This window comes from Pseudomonas plecoglossicida NBRC 103162 = DSM 15088 (assembly GCF_000730665.1).
In the GTDB taxonomy this organism is placed as follows: domain Bacteria; phylum Pseudomonadota; class Gammaproteobacteria; order Pseudomonadales; family Pseudomonadaceae; genus Aquipseudomonas; species Aquipseudomonas plecoglossicida.
In genome coordinates, this window is sequence record NZ_BBIV01000002.1 from 1 (window position 1) to 14,684 (window position 14,684).

11 protein-coding genes and 1 pseudogene are annotated in these 14,684 nt (G+C 64.5%); 9 read left to right on the forward strand and 3 right to left on the reverse strand.

Features of this window, described 5'->3' with window-relative positions; translation table 11 throughout:
• Positions 1-138: 138 nt before the first annotated feature.
• The 7 genes from PPL01S_RS00120 (at position 139) to PPL01S_RS00150 (ending at position 8,138) form a co-directional block, all read left to right on the forward strand.
• Complete coding sequence (locus PPL01S_RS00120) at positions 139-591, forward strand: MarR family winged helix-turn-helix transcriptional regulator (protein WP_016392393.1); 453 nt, start codon at positions 139-141, stop codon at positions 589-591.
• Entirely contained in the window at positions 588-2,675 is a 2,088-nt protein-coding gene (locus tag PPL01S_RS00125) for an FUSC family protein (RefSeq protein WP_016392394.1), read from the forward strand. The genes PPL01S_RS00120 and PPL01S_RS00125 overlap by 4 nt, the downstream gene beginning before the upstream one ends.
• The gene (locus PPL01S_RS00130; protein ID WP_016392395.1) at positions 2,672-2,884 is read left to right on the forward strand and encodes a DUF1656 domain-containing protein; all 213 of its coding nucleotides are present in this window, start codon (positions 2,672-2,674) and stop codon (positions 2,882-2,884) included. The genes PPL01S_RS00125 and PPL01S_RS00130 overlap by 4 nt, the downstream gene beginning before the upstream one ends.
• The gene (locus PPL01S_RS00135) at positions 2,881-3,756 is read left to right on the forward strand and encodes an efflux RND transporter periplasmic adaptor subunit (RefSeq protein ID WP_028625025.1); all 876 of its coding nucleotides are present in this window, start codon (positions 2,881-2,883) and stop codon (positions 3,754-3,756) included. The genes PPL01S_RS00130 and PPL01S_RS00135 overlap by 4 nt, the downstream gene beginning before the upstream one ends.
• Positions 3,753-5,171, forward strand: a complete 1,419-nt coding sequence (locus tag PPL01S_RS00140) for an efflux transporter outer membrane subunit (RefSeq protein ID WP_016392397.1) — start codon at positions 3,753-3,755, stop codon at positions 5,169-5,171. Before PPL01S_RS00135 ends, PPL01S_RS00140 begins: the two co-directional genes overlap by 4 nt.
• A gap of 550 nt (positions 5,172-5,721) precedes the next feature.
• Positions 5,722-7,653, forward strand: a complete 1,932-nt coding sequence (locus PPL01S_RS00145; RefSeq protein ID WP_028625027.1) for a cytochrome c/FTR1 family iron permease — start codon at positions 5,722-5,724, stop codon at positions 7,651-7,653.
• 32 nt (positions 7,654-7,685) lie between these two features.
• A complete protein-coding gene (locus tag PPL01S_RS00150) occupies positions 7,686-8,138 on the forward strand; it encodes a YaiI/YqxD family protein (protein ID WP_016392399.1) in 453 nt (150 codons plus the stop codon).
• On the opposite strand, the gene elbB is transcribed toward PPL01S_RS00150, so the two are convergent.
• Positions 8,139-8,804, reverse strand: a complete 666-nt coding sequence (gene elbB / locus PPL01S_RS00155) for an isoprenoid biosynthesis glyoxalase ElbB (protein ID WP_016392400.1) — start codon at positions 8,802-8,804, stop codon at positions 8,139-8,141.
• A 115-nt stretch (positions 8,805-8,919) separates the two neighbouring features.
• On the opposite strand from elbB, the pseudogene PPL01S_RS25565 reads away from it, so the two are divergent.
• Positions 8,920-9,546: pseudogene (locus PPL01S_RS25565) on the forward strand (sterol desaturase family protein); the annotation flags it as partial.
• A 501-nt stretch (positions 9,547-10,047) separates the two neighbouring features.
• Here the strand turns inward: PPL01S_RS25565 and PPL01S_RS24395 are convergent.
• On the reverse strand, positions 10,048-10,692 hold the full coding sequence (locus tag PPL01S_RS24395; protein WP_162176843.1) for a DedA family protein: 645 nt from the start codon (positions 10,690-10,692) through the stop codon (positions 10,048-10,050).
• Positions 10,693-10,908: 216 nt separating this feature from the next.
• On the opposite strand from PPL01S_RS24395, the gene ppk1 reads away from it, so the two are divergent.
• On the forward strand, positions 10,909-13,140 hold the full coding sequence (ppk1, locus tag PPL01S_RS00170) for a polyphosphate kinase 1 (protein ID WP_016392403.1): 2,232 nt from the start codon (positions 10,909-10,911) through the stop codon (positions 13,138-13,140).
• Here the strand turns inward: ppk1 and ppx are convergent.
• Positions 13,127-14,629: an exopolyphosphatase gene (gene ppx / locus PPL01S_RS00175; RefSeq protein WP_016392404.1), complete on the reverse strand. Its 1,503-nt coding sequence runs from the start codon at positions 14,627-14,629 to the stop codon at positions 13,127-13,129. The genes ppk1 and ppx overlap by 14 nt on opposite strands.
• Between the last annotated feature and the right edge of the window lie 55 nt (positions 14,630-14,684).

The following is a 14,684-nucleotide window of genomic DNA, read 5'->3' on the forward strand; positions in this document are numbered from 1 at the left end:
GGCCGGTCCAGACAACCCATCCTCTTTGCATGAACAACAATTCATCCATTCCCTCCGTCGCCCGCGGTTGACGACAGGGGGAGGGCAAGGCGTATATTAGATAGTTAGCAAACTATGAATATCCTTGGTTCCCCCAACATGACCCTTGACTCCCTGCGCCTGCAAGTCAGCACCGGTATGGTCGTTGCCGCTCGCCATTGGCGGCGGATCTGCCATTCGGCGCTGACCAGCTACGGTATTTCCGAAGCCTGCGCCGCGCCGTTGCTGATGATCGTGCGCCTGGGCGACGGCGTGCACCAGGTGGCCGTGGCCCAGGCCGCGGGCCTGGAAAGCCCGTCGCTGGTTCGCTTGCTCGACCAGCTGTGCAAGGCCGGGCTGGTGTGCCGCAGCGAGGACCCGCTGGACCGCCGCGCCAAGGCCCTGAGCCTGACCGCCGAAGGCCGTGGCCTGGCCGAAGCCATCGAAGCGGAACTGGTGCGGGTGCGTCACGAAGTGCTGCAAGGCATCGACGAAGCCGACCTGCAAGCCACCCTGCGCGTGCTGCGGGCCTTCGAATCGGCCGGCCTCGGCACGGCAGGCGGGGTGGCATGAACGGTTTCTTCAGCTCGCTGCCGCCGGCTCGCGACTGGTTCTACGGCGTGCGTACCTTCGCCGCCTCGATGATCGCGTTGTACATCGCCCTGCTCATGCAGCTACCGCGTCCTTACTGGGCCATGGCGACGGTGTACATCGTCTCCAGCCCGTTCGTCGGGCCGACCAGCTCCAAGGCCCTGTATCGCGCCCTGGGTACGCTGCTCGGTGCGGGCGGGGCGATCTTCCTGGTACCGCCGCTGGTGCAGTCGCCGTTGCTGCTGACGGTGGCCATCGCCTTGTGGACCGGGACCTTGCTGTACTTGTCGCTGAACTTGCGCACGGCCAACAACTATGTGCTGATGCTGGCCGGCTACACCTTGCCGATGATCGCCCTGGCAGTGGTCGACAACCCGCTGGCAGTGTTCGACGTGGCCTCTTCGCGGGCCCAGGAAATCTGCCTGGGTATCGTCTGCGCGGCGGTGGTCGGCGCGATTTTCTGGCCGCGACGCCTGGCCCCGGTGGTGGTGGGCGCTACCGGAAGCTGGTTTGCAGAGGCGATTCGCTACAGCGATACCTACCTGGCCCGCGATGTGGCCGCCGACAAGGTGGGCGGCATGCGCGGTACGATGGTCACCACGTTCAACTCCCTGGAGTTGATGATCGGCCAGCTCGGCCATGAAGGCGCCGGCCCGCATACCCTGAAGAACGCCCGCGAGCTGCGCGGGCGGATGATTCACCTGCTGCCGGTGATCGATGACCTCGACGATGCCCTGGTCGCCCTCGAAGGCCGCGCCCCGTCGCATTTCGCCCAGTTGCAGCCGGTGCTGGATGCCGCGCGCGAATGGCTCGCAGGCACTGCCGAAAATGCCTCGGTGGCGCGCTGGACGGCGCTCCACGAGCAGATCGACCGCCTGCAGCCGGGCGCTGCGGCGCTGGATCAGCGCGCCGAACTGCTGCTGTCCAACGCCCTGTACCGCCTGACCGAATGGGCCGACCTCTGGCAGGACTGCTGCACCTTGCAACATGCCCTGCGCACCGACGACGCCAAACCCTGGCGCCCGGCATACCGACACTGGCGCCTGGGCCGTCTGACGGCGTTCTTCGACCGCGGCCTGATGCTCTATTCGGTGGTGTCCACGGTGCTGGCGATCATCGTCGCCTGTGGCCTGTGGATCGGCCTGGGCTGGCACGATGGCGCCAGCGCCGTGATCCTCGCCGCCGTGTCGTGCAGCTTCTTCGCCGCCATGGACGACCCGGCACCGCAGATCTACCGGTTTTTCTTCTGGACGCTGATGTCAGTCATCTTCTCCAGCCTGTACCTGTTCCTGGTTCTGCCCAACCTGCACGACTTCCCGATGCTGGTGCTGGCCTTTGCCGTGCCGTTCATCTGCATCGGCACCCTGACCGTGCAGCCGCGCTTCTACCTGGGCACCTTGCTGACCATCGTCAACACCTCGACCTTCATCAGTATCCAGGGCGCCTACGACGCCGATTTCTTCACCTTCCTCAACTCCAACCTGGCCGGCCCGGTGGGCTTGCTGTTCGCGTTCATCTGGACCTTGGTGATGCGCCCGTTCGGCGTGGAGCTGGCGGCCAAGCGCATGACCCGCTTCGTCTGGCGCGACATCGTCGAAATGACCGAGCCGGCCACCCTGGCCGAGCATCGCCAGGTCGGCGTGCAGATGCTCGACCGCCTGATGCAGCACCTGCCGCGCCTGTCGCAGACCGGGCAGGACAGCGGCGTAGCCCTGCGCGACCTGCGCGTGGGCCTGAACCTGCTGGACCTGCTGGCCTACTTGCCACGGGCCGGAACGCAGGCCCGTGAGCGGCTGCAGACGGTGATCGAGGAAGTCGGCAGCCACTACGCGGCCTGCCTGCGCGCCGGCGAACGCCTGCATGCGCCGGCCGCGCTGCTGCGCAACATGGAGCGTGCGCGGCAGGCGCTGAACCTGGATGAGCTGTACGAACGCGGCGATGCCCGCACCCATCTGCTGCATGCCCTGAGCGGCCTGCGCCTGGCGCTGTTGCCGGGTGTCGAGGTGATGCTCGAGCCTGCCGAACAACCGCAACTGCCCCCCGGGCTGGACGGAGCGCCCCTGTGATCGGTGAACTGGATATCAGCGGGGTGTTCCTGCCCACGCTGCTGGTGATGATGTTTGGCACCTACCTGCTGTTCCTCGGGGTGCACGCCGTGCTGGTGCGCCTGCATTTCTACCGCCTGGTCTGGCACCGGGCGCTGTTCAACGTTGCTCTGTATGCCGTGCTGCTTGGCGCGGTAGACCACTTTTGCCGAAGCCTGATGCTGCCATGAAAAAACCTTTGTTGACCCTGGGCCGCGTGGTCCTGACCTTGCTGGTAGTGACCTTCGCCGCCGTGCTCGTGTGGCAGATGGTGGTGTACTACATGTTCGCCCCCTGGACCCGCGACGGCCACATCCGCGCCGACGTGATCCAGATCGCCCCGGATGTGTCCGGGCTGATCCAGAAGGTCGAGGTGCGTGACAACCAGACCGTCAAGCGCGGCGACGTGCTGTTCACCATCGACCAGGACCGCTTCACCCTGGCCCTGCGCCAGGCCAAGGCCACCCTGGGCGAGCGCCAGGAAATCCTCGCCCAGGCCTCACGCGAGGCGCAGCGCAACCGCAAGCTGGGCAACCTGGTGGCGGCGGAACAACTGGAAGAGAGCCAGTCGCGCGAGGCGCGCGCCCGCTCTGCGGTGAGCGAGGCCCAGGTGGCCGTCGACAGCGCCCAGCTCAACCTCGACCGTTCGGTGGTGCGCAGCCCGGTGGACGGTTATCTGAACGACCGTGCCCCGCGTAACCACGAATTCGTCACGGCCGGCCGCCCGGTGCTGTCGGTGGTCGACAGCGCTTCGTACCATGTCGATGGCTATTTCGAAGAAACCAAGCTGGGCGGTATCCATATCGGCGACGCCGTGGACATCCGCGTGATGGGTGACAACACCCGCCTGCGCGGCCATGTGCAGAGCTTTGCCGCCGGCATCGAGGACCGCGACCGCAGCAGCGGCGCCAACCTGTTGCCCAACGTCAACCCGGCGTTCAGCTGGGTGCGCCTGGCCCAGCGGATCCCGGTGCGTATCGCCTTCGACGAAGTGCCGCAAGACTTCCGCATGATCGCCGGGCGTACTGCCACGGTCTCGATCATCGAGGGGCAGCACCCATGAAACAGCTGATCCTGGCGGGCTTATGTCTGTCTCTGGGGGCCTGCATGATGGTTGGCCCGGACTATGAAGTGCCGAAAGAGGCGGCGGTGCAGCGCAGCGACCTCAACGGCCCGTTGCGCCAGGATGCCGATAGCGTGGTGTCGGCGCCGGTGCCCGAGGACTGGTGGCAGCTCTATCAGGATCAACGGCTCAACGAGCTGGTACGTCAGGCGCTGAGTGCCAACACCGAGTTGCGCGTGGCGGCGGCCAACATCGCCAAGGCCCGCGCCCAGGTTGAAGTGGCCGAGTCGCAGGGCGGTTTCAGTGGCGGCGTCAAGGCCGGCGCGCAACGTTTGCAAGAGTCGGGCGAAGCCTTCCTGCTGCCGGAGAAAGTCCCGGTAGCCAATATCGGCGAGGCCATCATCAGCGCCTCGTACCAGTTCGACCTGTGGGGCACCTTCAAGCGCGGCACCGAAGCGGCCCAGGCCAATGCCGATGCCGTGCAGGCTGCCGCCGACACCGCGCGGATCACCCTGGTGGCGGATGTGGTCAAGGCCTACACCCAGGTGTGCTCGGCCAACGAGGAATACCACATCGCCCGCGAGTCGCTCGACCTGCAGGAGCAGAGCGTGCAGCTCAACCAGCGCCTGCGCGATGCGGGCCGCGGCGATGAGACCCAGGTCACCCGCTCGCAGACCCAGTTCAAGTCGTTGCGCGCTGAACTGCCGCGCTTCAAGGCCGAGCGCGAGACCGGCATGTATACCCTGGCAGCGCTGCTGGCCAAGCCGGTCGAGCAACTGCCTGCCGGTACCGCCGATTGCGCCGAGCTGCCGCACTTGAACCAGCTGGTGCCGGTCGGCGATGGCACTGCGCTGCTCAAGCGGCGCCCAGACGTGCGCCAGGCCGAACGCCAACTGGCGGCTGCCACCGCGACCATCGGCGTGGCGACGGGTGCGCTGTACCCGGATGTCAGCTTCGGTGCCCAGGTCGGCACCATCGGTATCCTCGAAAACCTCGGCGAGCCTTCGACCAACCGTTGGGGCTTTGGCCCGCAGATCAGCTGGACCATCCCCACCAACGGCACCCGTGCCCGCATTCGCATGGCAGAGGCCTCGACTCAAGCCGCGCTGGCGCATTTCGACGGCGTGGTGCTGAACGCCATTCGCGAAACCCAGACTCGCCTGGCCCAGTACAGCGCCTTGCTGGACCGGCGTGATGCGCTGGCCGAGGCGGAGCAGTCGGCGAAGGAAGCCGCGGACCAGACGCACCGGTATTACCAGGCCGGGCGCGAGTCGTTCCTGGCGGACCTGCAGGCGACGCGGACCTATACCGACGTGCGGGCGCAGCTGGCGGCGGCGAACAGCCAGGTGGCGCTGGGGCAGATCGGGGTGTTCCTGGCGCTGGGGGGGGGGTGGAAGGATCCTGCGAAGCAGTGAGGGGGCCTTGGTCGTTAGGGAGGGGCGGGATAGTGTGAGGCCGCGAAGTGCATGCCTTGGTTTTTCTAGTGATGCGTAAATCGAGCGCCGCCCGCGATGCGCCGCGCGGGTGGCGCTCGATTTACGCAACACTACAGGACCCAAGGCGGGCAGCTATTGACTAGCACATCCCGCACCCATGCCATGGAGTAGGATATTTCCGAATTTGAAGCCAAATGCTTCAGTTTCCGTTCTCTGTCGAATTATCCTACGGCGCCTGTCGGAAGGTGCTGTCTTGGCTGGGAAGTGCTCCCGGAATACTGTCCTCGGGTCGCCTCGCAAGGCGATTGGGCGTGAGACACCCGGTTTACGGAGATCCTCACATCGGCATCATCTGGCAAATTTTTTCTCACTCTACAAGGAAAATTGTGATTTTTTAGGGTTGGTTTGATTTTTTTCTCACTCAAAAAATTATGGCAGCAGTTTATCGAAGGGCCGCGTGTGAAAGTGCGGCCAGATTTTTCATGAATTCCGCCCACAAACCTTGAGGGAAGCTGAGTGGAAGTGAACAATGTTCTCTTTCGTATTCCCTTCGAGATTGGCCATGAATTCCCCTTCCCGTCTGCTTGCTTGGCTGCTGTGGCCCGTTCTGGCGCTGTGCAGCACCCTGACGCTGGCCGAAGCGCCCGCCGAGGCTGCCAAAGCCTTGCATCTGCTCGATTACATCGGTGCCGACTACCCGCCGACCGTGCGCGACGGCAGGGTGATCGACGACGGTGAATACCGTGAGCAACAGGAGTTCAGCGCGGTGTTGGCCGATCTGGTCAAAGGCCTGCCGGCAAATGCCGAGCAAAATGCCTTGGAGCAGGGCGTTCAAGCGCTGCGCCAGGCCATCGACCAACGCCAGCAAGGCGCCGCAGTTGCCAAGCAGGCTCGCCAGCTGGGCGCGCGCCTGGCGGTGGCCTACGAGGTCAGCCAGGCCCCGGTGATCACCCCGGACCCGGCCCGAGGCGCCGCGCTCTACGCACAGAACTGCTCGATCTGCCACGGCGACACCGGGGCGGGCGATGGCCCGGCCGGCTTGGGCCTGGAGCCGCCACCAGCCAACCTGCGCAACATCGAGCGCCTTGACCAGTTGAGCCTGTTCGACCTCTACAACACGCTCAACCTGGGCATCGACGGCACCGAGATGCCGTCCTTCGCCGACCAGCTCGACGAGCGTCAGCGCTGGGACGTGGCCGCCTACATCGCCAGCTTCACCGCTGACCCACAAGCGGCCAAGGGAGACAAGACCTGGAACATCGCCGACCTGGCCCGCCAGACCCCGGCCGAAGTGGCCGCCAATGAAGGCGCCGGTGCGCTGGAGGCCTTCCGCGCCCAGCGCGCCCAGCCGCCGCAGGTCAAGCGCGGCCCGGCGCAGTTGCTCGAATACACCGCCAGCACCTTGGACAAGAGCCTGGCAGCCTACCGCGCAGGCGATCACGACCAGGCCTACGACCTTTCCGTGGCCGCCTACCTCGAAGGTTTCGAGCTGGTCGAGAGCTCGTTGGACAACATCGATACCCAGGCACGCAAGGACACTGAAAAGTCGCTGATGGCTTACCGCCAATCACTTCAGGACGGCTTGCCGGTCGCGCAGGCGGAGCAGCGCCTGGCCGAAGCCAAGGTCAAGCTGGGTCAGGCCTCCAAGCTGCTGGGCAGCGATGGCCTGAGCTGGTCGCTGAGCTACATCTCCGGCTTGCTTATCCTGCTGCGCGAAGGCCTTGAAGCCATTCTGGTGCTGGCGGCGATCCTGGCCTTCCTGCGCAACACCGGCCAGCAATCGGCCGTGCGCAGCGTCAACATCGGCTGGGGCCTGGCGCTGGTCGCCGGCTTCGCCACCTGGGCACTGGCTGCCTATGTGATCGACGTCGGCGGCGCCCAACGAGAACTGCTCGAAGGCTGCACGGCACTGTTCGCGGCGGTGATGGTGTTGTGGCTGGGCGTGTGGATGCACGACCGTCGGCATGCGGCGGCATGGCAGGACTACATCAAGAGCAGCCTGGTCAGTGGCGGCGGGCGTTTCGGCTTTGCCGTGCTGGCGTTCTTCTCGGTGTACCGAGAGCTGTTCGAGGTGATCCTGTTCTACGAAACCCTGTGGCTGCAGGCCGGGCCTGCCGGGCATCAGGCGGTGCTGGCGGGTGGTGCCACGGCGCTGGTGCTGCTGGTGGGCCTGGCCTGGGTGATCTTGCGTGGCTCGGCCAAACTGCCGCTGTCGCTGTTCTTCAGCATCAACGCAGCCTTGCTCTGCGCGCTGTCGGTGGTGTTCGCCGGGCATGGCGTGAAGGCGTTGCAAGAGGCGGGCGTACTGGGTACGCGGCCAGTGGCGTTCTTCGAGTTCGATTGGCTGGGGATTCATGCCGATGCCTATTCGCTGGCGGCGCAGGCGCTGGCGTTGCTGGCTATCGTGGTGTTGTATGGGCGTAGTCGCCTGGCCGAGAAGCGCCGGGCTGCGGCGAACTGAGGCCAGTGCAGATCTGAAGAGAGAATTGCTTCATGCGCATATGGATCGACGCCGACGCCTGCCCCAAGGCAGCCAAGGACCTGATCGTCAAGTTCGCCCTCAAGCGCAAGCTGGAGGTGGTGATGGTGGCCGGCCAGGCCGTGGCCAAGCCGGCCTTCGCCGTGGTGCGGCTGATCGTGGTGCCCGCCGGCATGGATGCCGCCGATGATTACCTGGTCGAGCATGCCGTGCCCGGCGAGCTGGTGATCTGCAGCGACGTGCCGCTGGCCGACCGCCTGATCAAGAAGGGGGTGGCTGCGCTGGACCCGCGTGGCCGCGAGTTCGACGAGCGCAACATGGGCGAGCGGCTGGCCGTGCGCAACCTGTTCACCGAGCTGCGCGAGCAGGGGCAGGTCGGGGGCGGGCAGGCGCCCTATGGCGAACGCGAAAAGCAGGCATTCGCCAATGCCCTGGACCGTATCCTGACCCGCCTGGCCAAGGGCTGATCAGTCACCCTCGTGGGTCAGTTCCAGCACCCGATCAACCAGCTTGTAGATGCCGCCCGCCGCTTCACTGATCGACTTGGCCACCATGTAGGCCGGGGTGGTCACCAGCTTGCGCTGGGGGTCTTCGACGATGTCATGCACATCGCACTCTTCATGCTTGCCGCCCATCTTCTCCACTGCGGCGGCGGTACCGGCATCGTTGCCGATGGTGCAGACCACACCCGGGCCGTAGATCTTCGCCGCCAGCGCCGGCGAAATGCAGATCAGGCCAACCGGCTTGCACGCTTCGGCAAAGGCTTCGGCCAGGGCCAGCACGTCGGGGTTGATGGTGCACTCGGTGCCTTCGATGGCGAAGTTGGACAGGTTCTTGGCTGCACCGAAGCCGCCCGGTACGATCAGCGCATCGAAGTCCTCGGCCTTGGCTTCACGGATGTCCTTCACCTCGCCACGGGCAATACGCGCCGATTCCACCAGCACATTGCGCGACTCGGGCATTTCTTCGCCGGTCACGTGGTCGATCACATGCATCTGCGCGATGTTCGGCGCAAAGCACTGAACCTGCGCGCCGCGTTGGTCGAGGCGCAGCAGGGTGATCACGCTTTCATGGATCTCGGCGCCGTCGTACACGCCACAGCCGGAAAGAATCACCGCTACTTTTTTCGTCATGCTCATTTCTCCATTTTCGAGGCGCTAAATGTCCTCTAGTTTGGCAGATGTGGCCATAGGGATTCGCACGGGCGCATCCTAATCTCTAGTGGATAACCTTCGAGGCTACCCGTCCATGGACCTTATTCTGCTGGCCGTGCCGTTCTTCTTCGTGCTGATCGCGGTAGAGCTTGTCGCTGACCATGTCCGCGGCCAGCGCAACTTCACCGTGGCCGACTCGATCAACAGCCTGAGCACGGGGGTGCTGTCCACCAGCACCGGGTTGCTGACCAAAGGGGCGGGGCTGCTGACCTATGCACTGGCCTGGGAGCACCTGGCGCTGCTGCGCTTGCCGGAGCAGGCCTGGTGGGTATGGCTGCTGGCATTCGTGCTGTATGACCTGTGCTATTACTGGCTGCACCGCCTGGGCCATGAGCGCAATGTGTTGTGGGCTGCGCATTCGGTGCATCACCAGAGCGAGGAATACAACCTCACCACCGCACTGCGCCAGACCAGCAGCGGTTTCATCTTTTCCTGGATCTTCTACCTGCCGCTGGCGCTGATCGGTGTGCCGCCGGTGGTGTTCATCACCGTGGCGTCGTTGAACCTGCTGTACCAGTTCTGGGTGCACACCCGGCACATTCCCAAGTTGGGCTGGCTCGAGTGGGTACTGATCACACCGTCCAACCATCGCGTCCACCATGCGCAGAATCCTGCCTACTTGGATCGCAACTACGGCGGTGTGTTCATTCTCTGGGATCGTCTGTTCGGCACCTTCAAGGAGGAGGACCCGGCCGAGCCGGTGGTGTTCGGCGTGACCACGCCGCTGGCGAGCTGGAACCCGCTGTGGGCCAACCTGCAGTTCTATGCCCAGCTGTGGGAGGACGCGCGACGTACGCGAAGCGGGTGGGACAAGCTGCGTATCTGGTTCATGCCCACCGGGTGGCGCCCGGCGGATGTCGCGAGGCGTTATCCACAGCCGAAGCAGAACCTGGCCTTGTTCCGAAAGTTCGAGATCGCCCTGGGGCGCGCGCAGCAGGTGTACGTGGCTGCACAGTTCGTGGCCTACGTGGCGTTGGGCAGCTACTTGATGGACGTTGCCGAGCAGGTGTCGGGCGCTGCCTTGGTGCTTGGCTGGTCGGCGACGGCGTTTGGTCTGTTCGTGCTGGGGGCGGCGCTGGAGAACCGCCCCTGGGCAGTGCGTCTGGAGCTGGCGCGCCTGCTGTCGAATGCGCCGGCACTGTACCTGGCCGGCGCCTGTGGCTTAGTGCTGGTCACGCCCCTGGCGTGGTTCCTGCTCGGGGCCTACACCCTTTTCAGCCTCTGGGCCCTGGCCCTGTGCCGCCGCCTTGCGCTCCGCGCGCAGGGTGCGAAAACGCCGGCGCAGCCAGAGCAGGCCACCCAGCAGCAACAGGCCGCCGAGCACCCATAGCTCGTACTTCTTCACGTTGCCCAGCATGCCTTCGAGGATGGCGCCGAAGTGGTAGGCGGCCGCACCCAGGGCCAATGCCCAGATGGCCGCGCCGATGCCGTTGAGCAACAGGTAGCGCCGTGGTGGGTAGCCGGACAGGCCGATGGCCACGGGCATCACCGTGCGCAGGCCGTAGACGAAGCGGAAACTCAGGACCCAGATGTCCGGGTGGCGGCGGATGTGCTCCAAAGCCCGGTCACCCATGGCCTGCCAGCGCGGTTTGCGTGCGAGGATGGCACGGCCGTGGCGACGGCCCATGAAGTACCACAGCTGGTCGCCGGCATAGCTGCCGAAGAACGCCACGATCACCACCAGGCTGATGTCCATGTAGCCACGGAACGCAAGGAATCCCGCAAGCACCAGGATGGTCTCGCCTTCGAAGAAGGTGCCTAGAAAAAGGGCAAAATAGCCGAAATCCTGCAGGAATTGTTGAAGCATTTTCTGAGGTGCTGGCGAAATGAACGCGCAGCCTACCCCTTCGCGCGCTTTCGTGAAAGTGTCCAAATGTGTCTCGACGTGAACAATTCCTACGCGGACAATGCCTTTGGCCGCAAGTCTTGGGCTTGCCTCAAGCTGTAACACAGGCGTCATAATGGCCGCTTATCGTCCCGCTCAATTGATGATAGGGCGTTAACGTCCTCCAGGAACGTCCAGATGAATAATGAAGTGCTCACCCCTGTCGCAATCAAGGATGCCCAGGCCGTCCCCGAAGAGATCGTGCAGACCCCGCCAGATTTGCCCGAGGCCCCGGAACCGGTGGTCGAGGCAGTCGTGCCAACCCCCGCGCCGACGCCTGCCATCGCCATACCGAGCCTGGATGACAGCAGCCTGTACATTCACCGCGAGCTGTCGCAGCTGCAGTTCAATATTCGTGTGCTGGAGCAGGCCCTGGATGAGTCCTATCCGCTGCTCGAGCGCCTGAAGTTCCTGCTGATCTTCTCCAGCAACCTCGATGAGTTCTTCGAGATCCGCGTGGCGGGCCTGAAGAAGCAGATCAATTTCGCCCGTGAACAGGCTGGCGCCGATGGCCTGCAGCCGCACCAGGCGCTGGCGCGCATCAGCGAGCTGGTGCACATCGAAGTTGAGCGCCAGTACGCGATCCTCAACGACGTGCTGCTGCCGGAGCTGGAAAAGCACGCCATTCGCTTCATTCGCCGTCGCCACTGGACACCCAAGCTCAAGACCTGGGTGCGCCGCTTCTTCCGCGACGAGATCGCGCCGATCATCACGCCGATCGGCCTCGACCCGACCCACCCGTTCCCGTTGCTGGTGAACAAGAGCCTCAACTTCATTGTCGAGCTCGAAGGTGTCGACGCCTTCGGCCGCGATTCGGGCCTGGCGATCATCCCGGCGCCGCGCCTGCTGCCACGGGTCATCCGCGTGCCGGAAGACGTGGGCGGCGCTGGCGACAACTACGTGTTCCTGTCGTCGATGATTCACGCCCACGCCGACGATCTGTTCCAGGGCATGAAGGTCAAGGGCTGCTACCAGTTCCGCCTGACCCGCAACGCTGACCTGGCGCTGGATTCCGAAGAGGTCGACGACCTTGCCCGGGCCCTGCGCGGTGAGCTGTTCTCGCGCCGTTACGGCGATGCCGTGCGCCTGGAGGTGGCCGACACCTGCCCGAAACACCTGTCCGACTACCTGCTCAAGCAGTTCAGCCTGAGCGAGAGCGAGCTGTACCAGGTCAACGGCCCGGTCAACCTGACCCGCCTGTTCAGCATCACCGGCCTCGACAGCCATCCGGAGCTGCAGTACACGCCGTTCACCCCGGCAATTCCCAAGCTGCTGGTGAATGCCGATAACATCTTCAGCGTGATCAGCAAGCAGGACATCCTGCTGATGCACCCGTTCGAGTCCTTCACCCCAGTGGTCGACCTGCTGCGCCAGGCTGCCAAGGACCCGCACGTACTCGCTGTGCGCCAGACCCTGTACCGCTCCGGGGCCAACTCGGAGATCGTCGACGCCCTGGTGGACGCGGCGCGTAACGGCAAGGAGGTCACAGCGGTGATCGAACTGCGTGCGCGCTTCGACGAAGAGTCCAACCTGCAGATGGCCAGCCGCCTGCAAGCTGCCGGCGCGGTGGTGATCTACGGTGTGGTCGGCTTCAAGACCCACGCCAAGATGATGTTGATCCTGCGTCGCGAACAAGGCGAGATTGTCCGCTATGCGCACCTGGGTACCGGCAACTACCACGCCGGCAACGCCCGCCTGTATACCGACTACAGCCTGCTGACCTCCGACGATGCCCTCACCGAGGACGTCGGCAAACTGTTCAGCCAGCTGATCGGCATGGGCAAGACGCTGCGCATGAAGAAGCTGCTGCACGCGCCGTTCACCCTGAAGAAAGGCATGCTCGACATGATCGCCCGGGAGACCCAGTTCGCCCTGGAAGGCAAGCCTGCGCACATCATCGCCAAGTTCAACTCGCTGACTGACGCCAAGGTCATCAAGGCCCTGTACAAGGCCAGCCAGTCGGGGGTGAAGATCGACCTGGTGGTCCGTGGCATGTGCTGCCTACGCCCAGGTATTCCGGGGGTTTCGCACAACATCCAGGTACGCTCGATCATCGGTCGATTCCTCGAGCACACCCGGGTGTTCTACTTCCTCAATGGCGGCGAAGAGCAGATCTACCTGTCCAGTGCCGACTGGATGGAGCGCAATCTCGACAAGCGTGTCGAGACCTGCTTCCCGGTGGAAGGCAAGAAGCTGTTGCTGCGGGTGAAGAAGGAGCTCGAAGGCTACCTGACCGACAACACCCACGCCTGGACCCTGCAGCCCGACGGGCGCTACGTGCGCAGCAGCCCGACCGGCAACCAGAACCCGCGCAGTGCCCAGGCGACCTTGCTGGAGCGCCTGAGCAACCCGGTCCTCAACGTGCGCTGAGGGTGAAGTTGACCCGGGTCAGCCACTCCGCCTCGTTGGCGAAGTCGGCCTGGGTCAGCTGGTTCTGTTCCAGCCAGCCTTCCGGGAAGGCGACGTCGAGGCTGTTGTCGGCAGCCTGAAGCTGCACCTTCGGCATCTGCTGGGTGCCGCGGATGTGGTGGAACAGGATGGCGAAGCGCAGCAGGACGCACAGGCGCAGCAGCTTCACGCCTTCATCGCCCAGTTCGGCGAACTTGTCCTTGGGAATGTTGCGGCGATGGCCGCGCACCAGCAGGGCCATCATCTGCTGGTCTTCACGGGAGAAGCCCGACAGGTCCGAGTGCTCGATCAGGTAGGCACCGTGCTTGTGGTAATGGTAATGGGCGATATCCAGTCCGATTTCGTGGATTTTCGCTGCCCAGCCCAGCAGATCGCGCCAATTCCCTTCTTCCAGATCCCACGCCTTGGCCACCTGGTCGAACGCGTGCAGTGCCTTGCGCTCGACACGCGCGGCCTGGCCCTGGTCGACGTGGTAGCGCTCCATCAGCGAGTTGAGGGTGCGTTCGCGGACATCTTCGTGGTGGTGGCGGCCGAGCAGGTCAAACAGCACACCTTCGCGCAGGGCGCCGTCGCAGTGGTCCATGCGTTGCAGTTCCAGGGCGTCGAAGATCGCTTCGAGAATCGCCAGGCCGGCCGGGAAAATGGTGCGGCGGTCCGGCTTGACGCCCTCGAAGTCGATCTTGTCGACCTCGCCGAGCTTGAACAGCTTGCGCTTGACCCAGGCCAGGCCTTCGGCGTTGACCTCGCCATTGCCCAGGCCGCCGGCCTTGATTGCGGCGCCGATGGCGCGAATGGTCCCGGACGAGCCGATGGCCTCGTCCCAGGTCAGGCGGTGCAGGGCGTTCTCGATGCTCATCAGTTCCAGGCGCGCGGCGGTGTAGGCCTGGGCGTAGCGCGCCGGGGTGATCTTGCCGTCGCGGAAGTAGCGCTGGGTGAAGCTTACGCAACCCATCTGCAGGCTTTCGCGCAGTAGCGGTTCGAAGCGCTGGCCGATGATGAACTCGGTACTGCCGCCGCCGATGTCGGCGACCAGGCGCTTGCCCGGGGTATCGGCCAGGGTATGGGATACACCGAGGTAGATCAGGCGCGCTTCTTCCCGGCCGGAAATCACCTCGACCGGGTGGCCGAGGATGGCCTCGGCGCGCTGGATGAATTCGTTACGGTTGCGAGCTTCGCGCAGTGCGTTGGTGCCGACGATGCGCACTGCGCCCGAGGGCATGCCGTTGATCAGCTGGGCAAAGCGCTTGAGGCACTCGAGGCCTCGCTCCATGGCTTCTTCGCTGAGCATGCGCGCTTCGTCGATGCCGGCGGCCAGCTGAACCTTTTCGCCCAGGCGCTCGAGAATGCGGATCTCGGTGTGGTGGGCCTTGGCCACGACCATGTGGAAACTGTTGGAGCCAAGGTCGATGGCGGCGATCAGGGACAGGTTCTTCGCGGAGGTTTGCGGCATTCTGTGTGTTCTCGGTCGGTAACCCGGCAATCGTGCCACGATCCTTGGCTGTCGC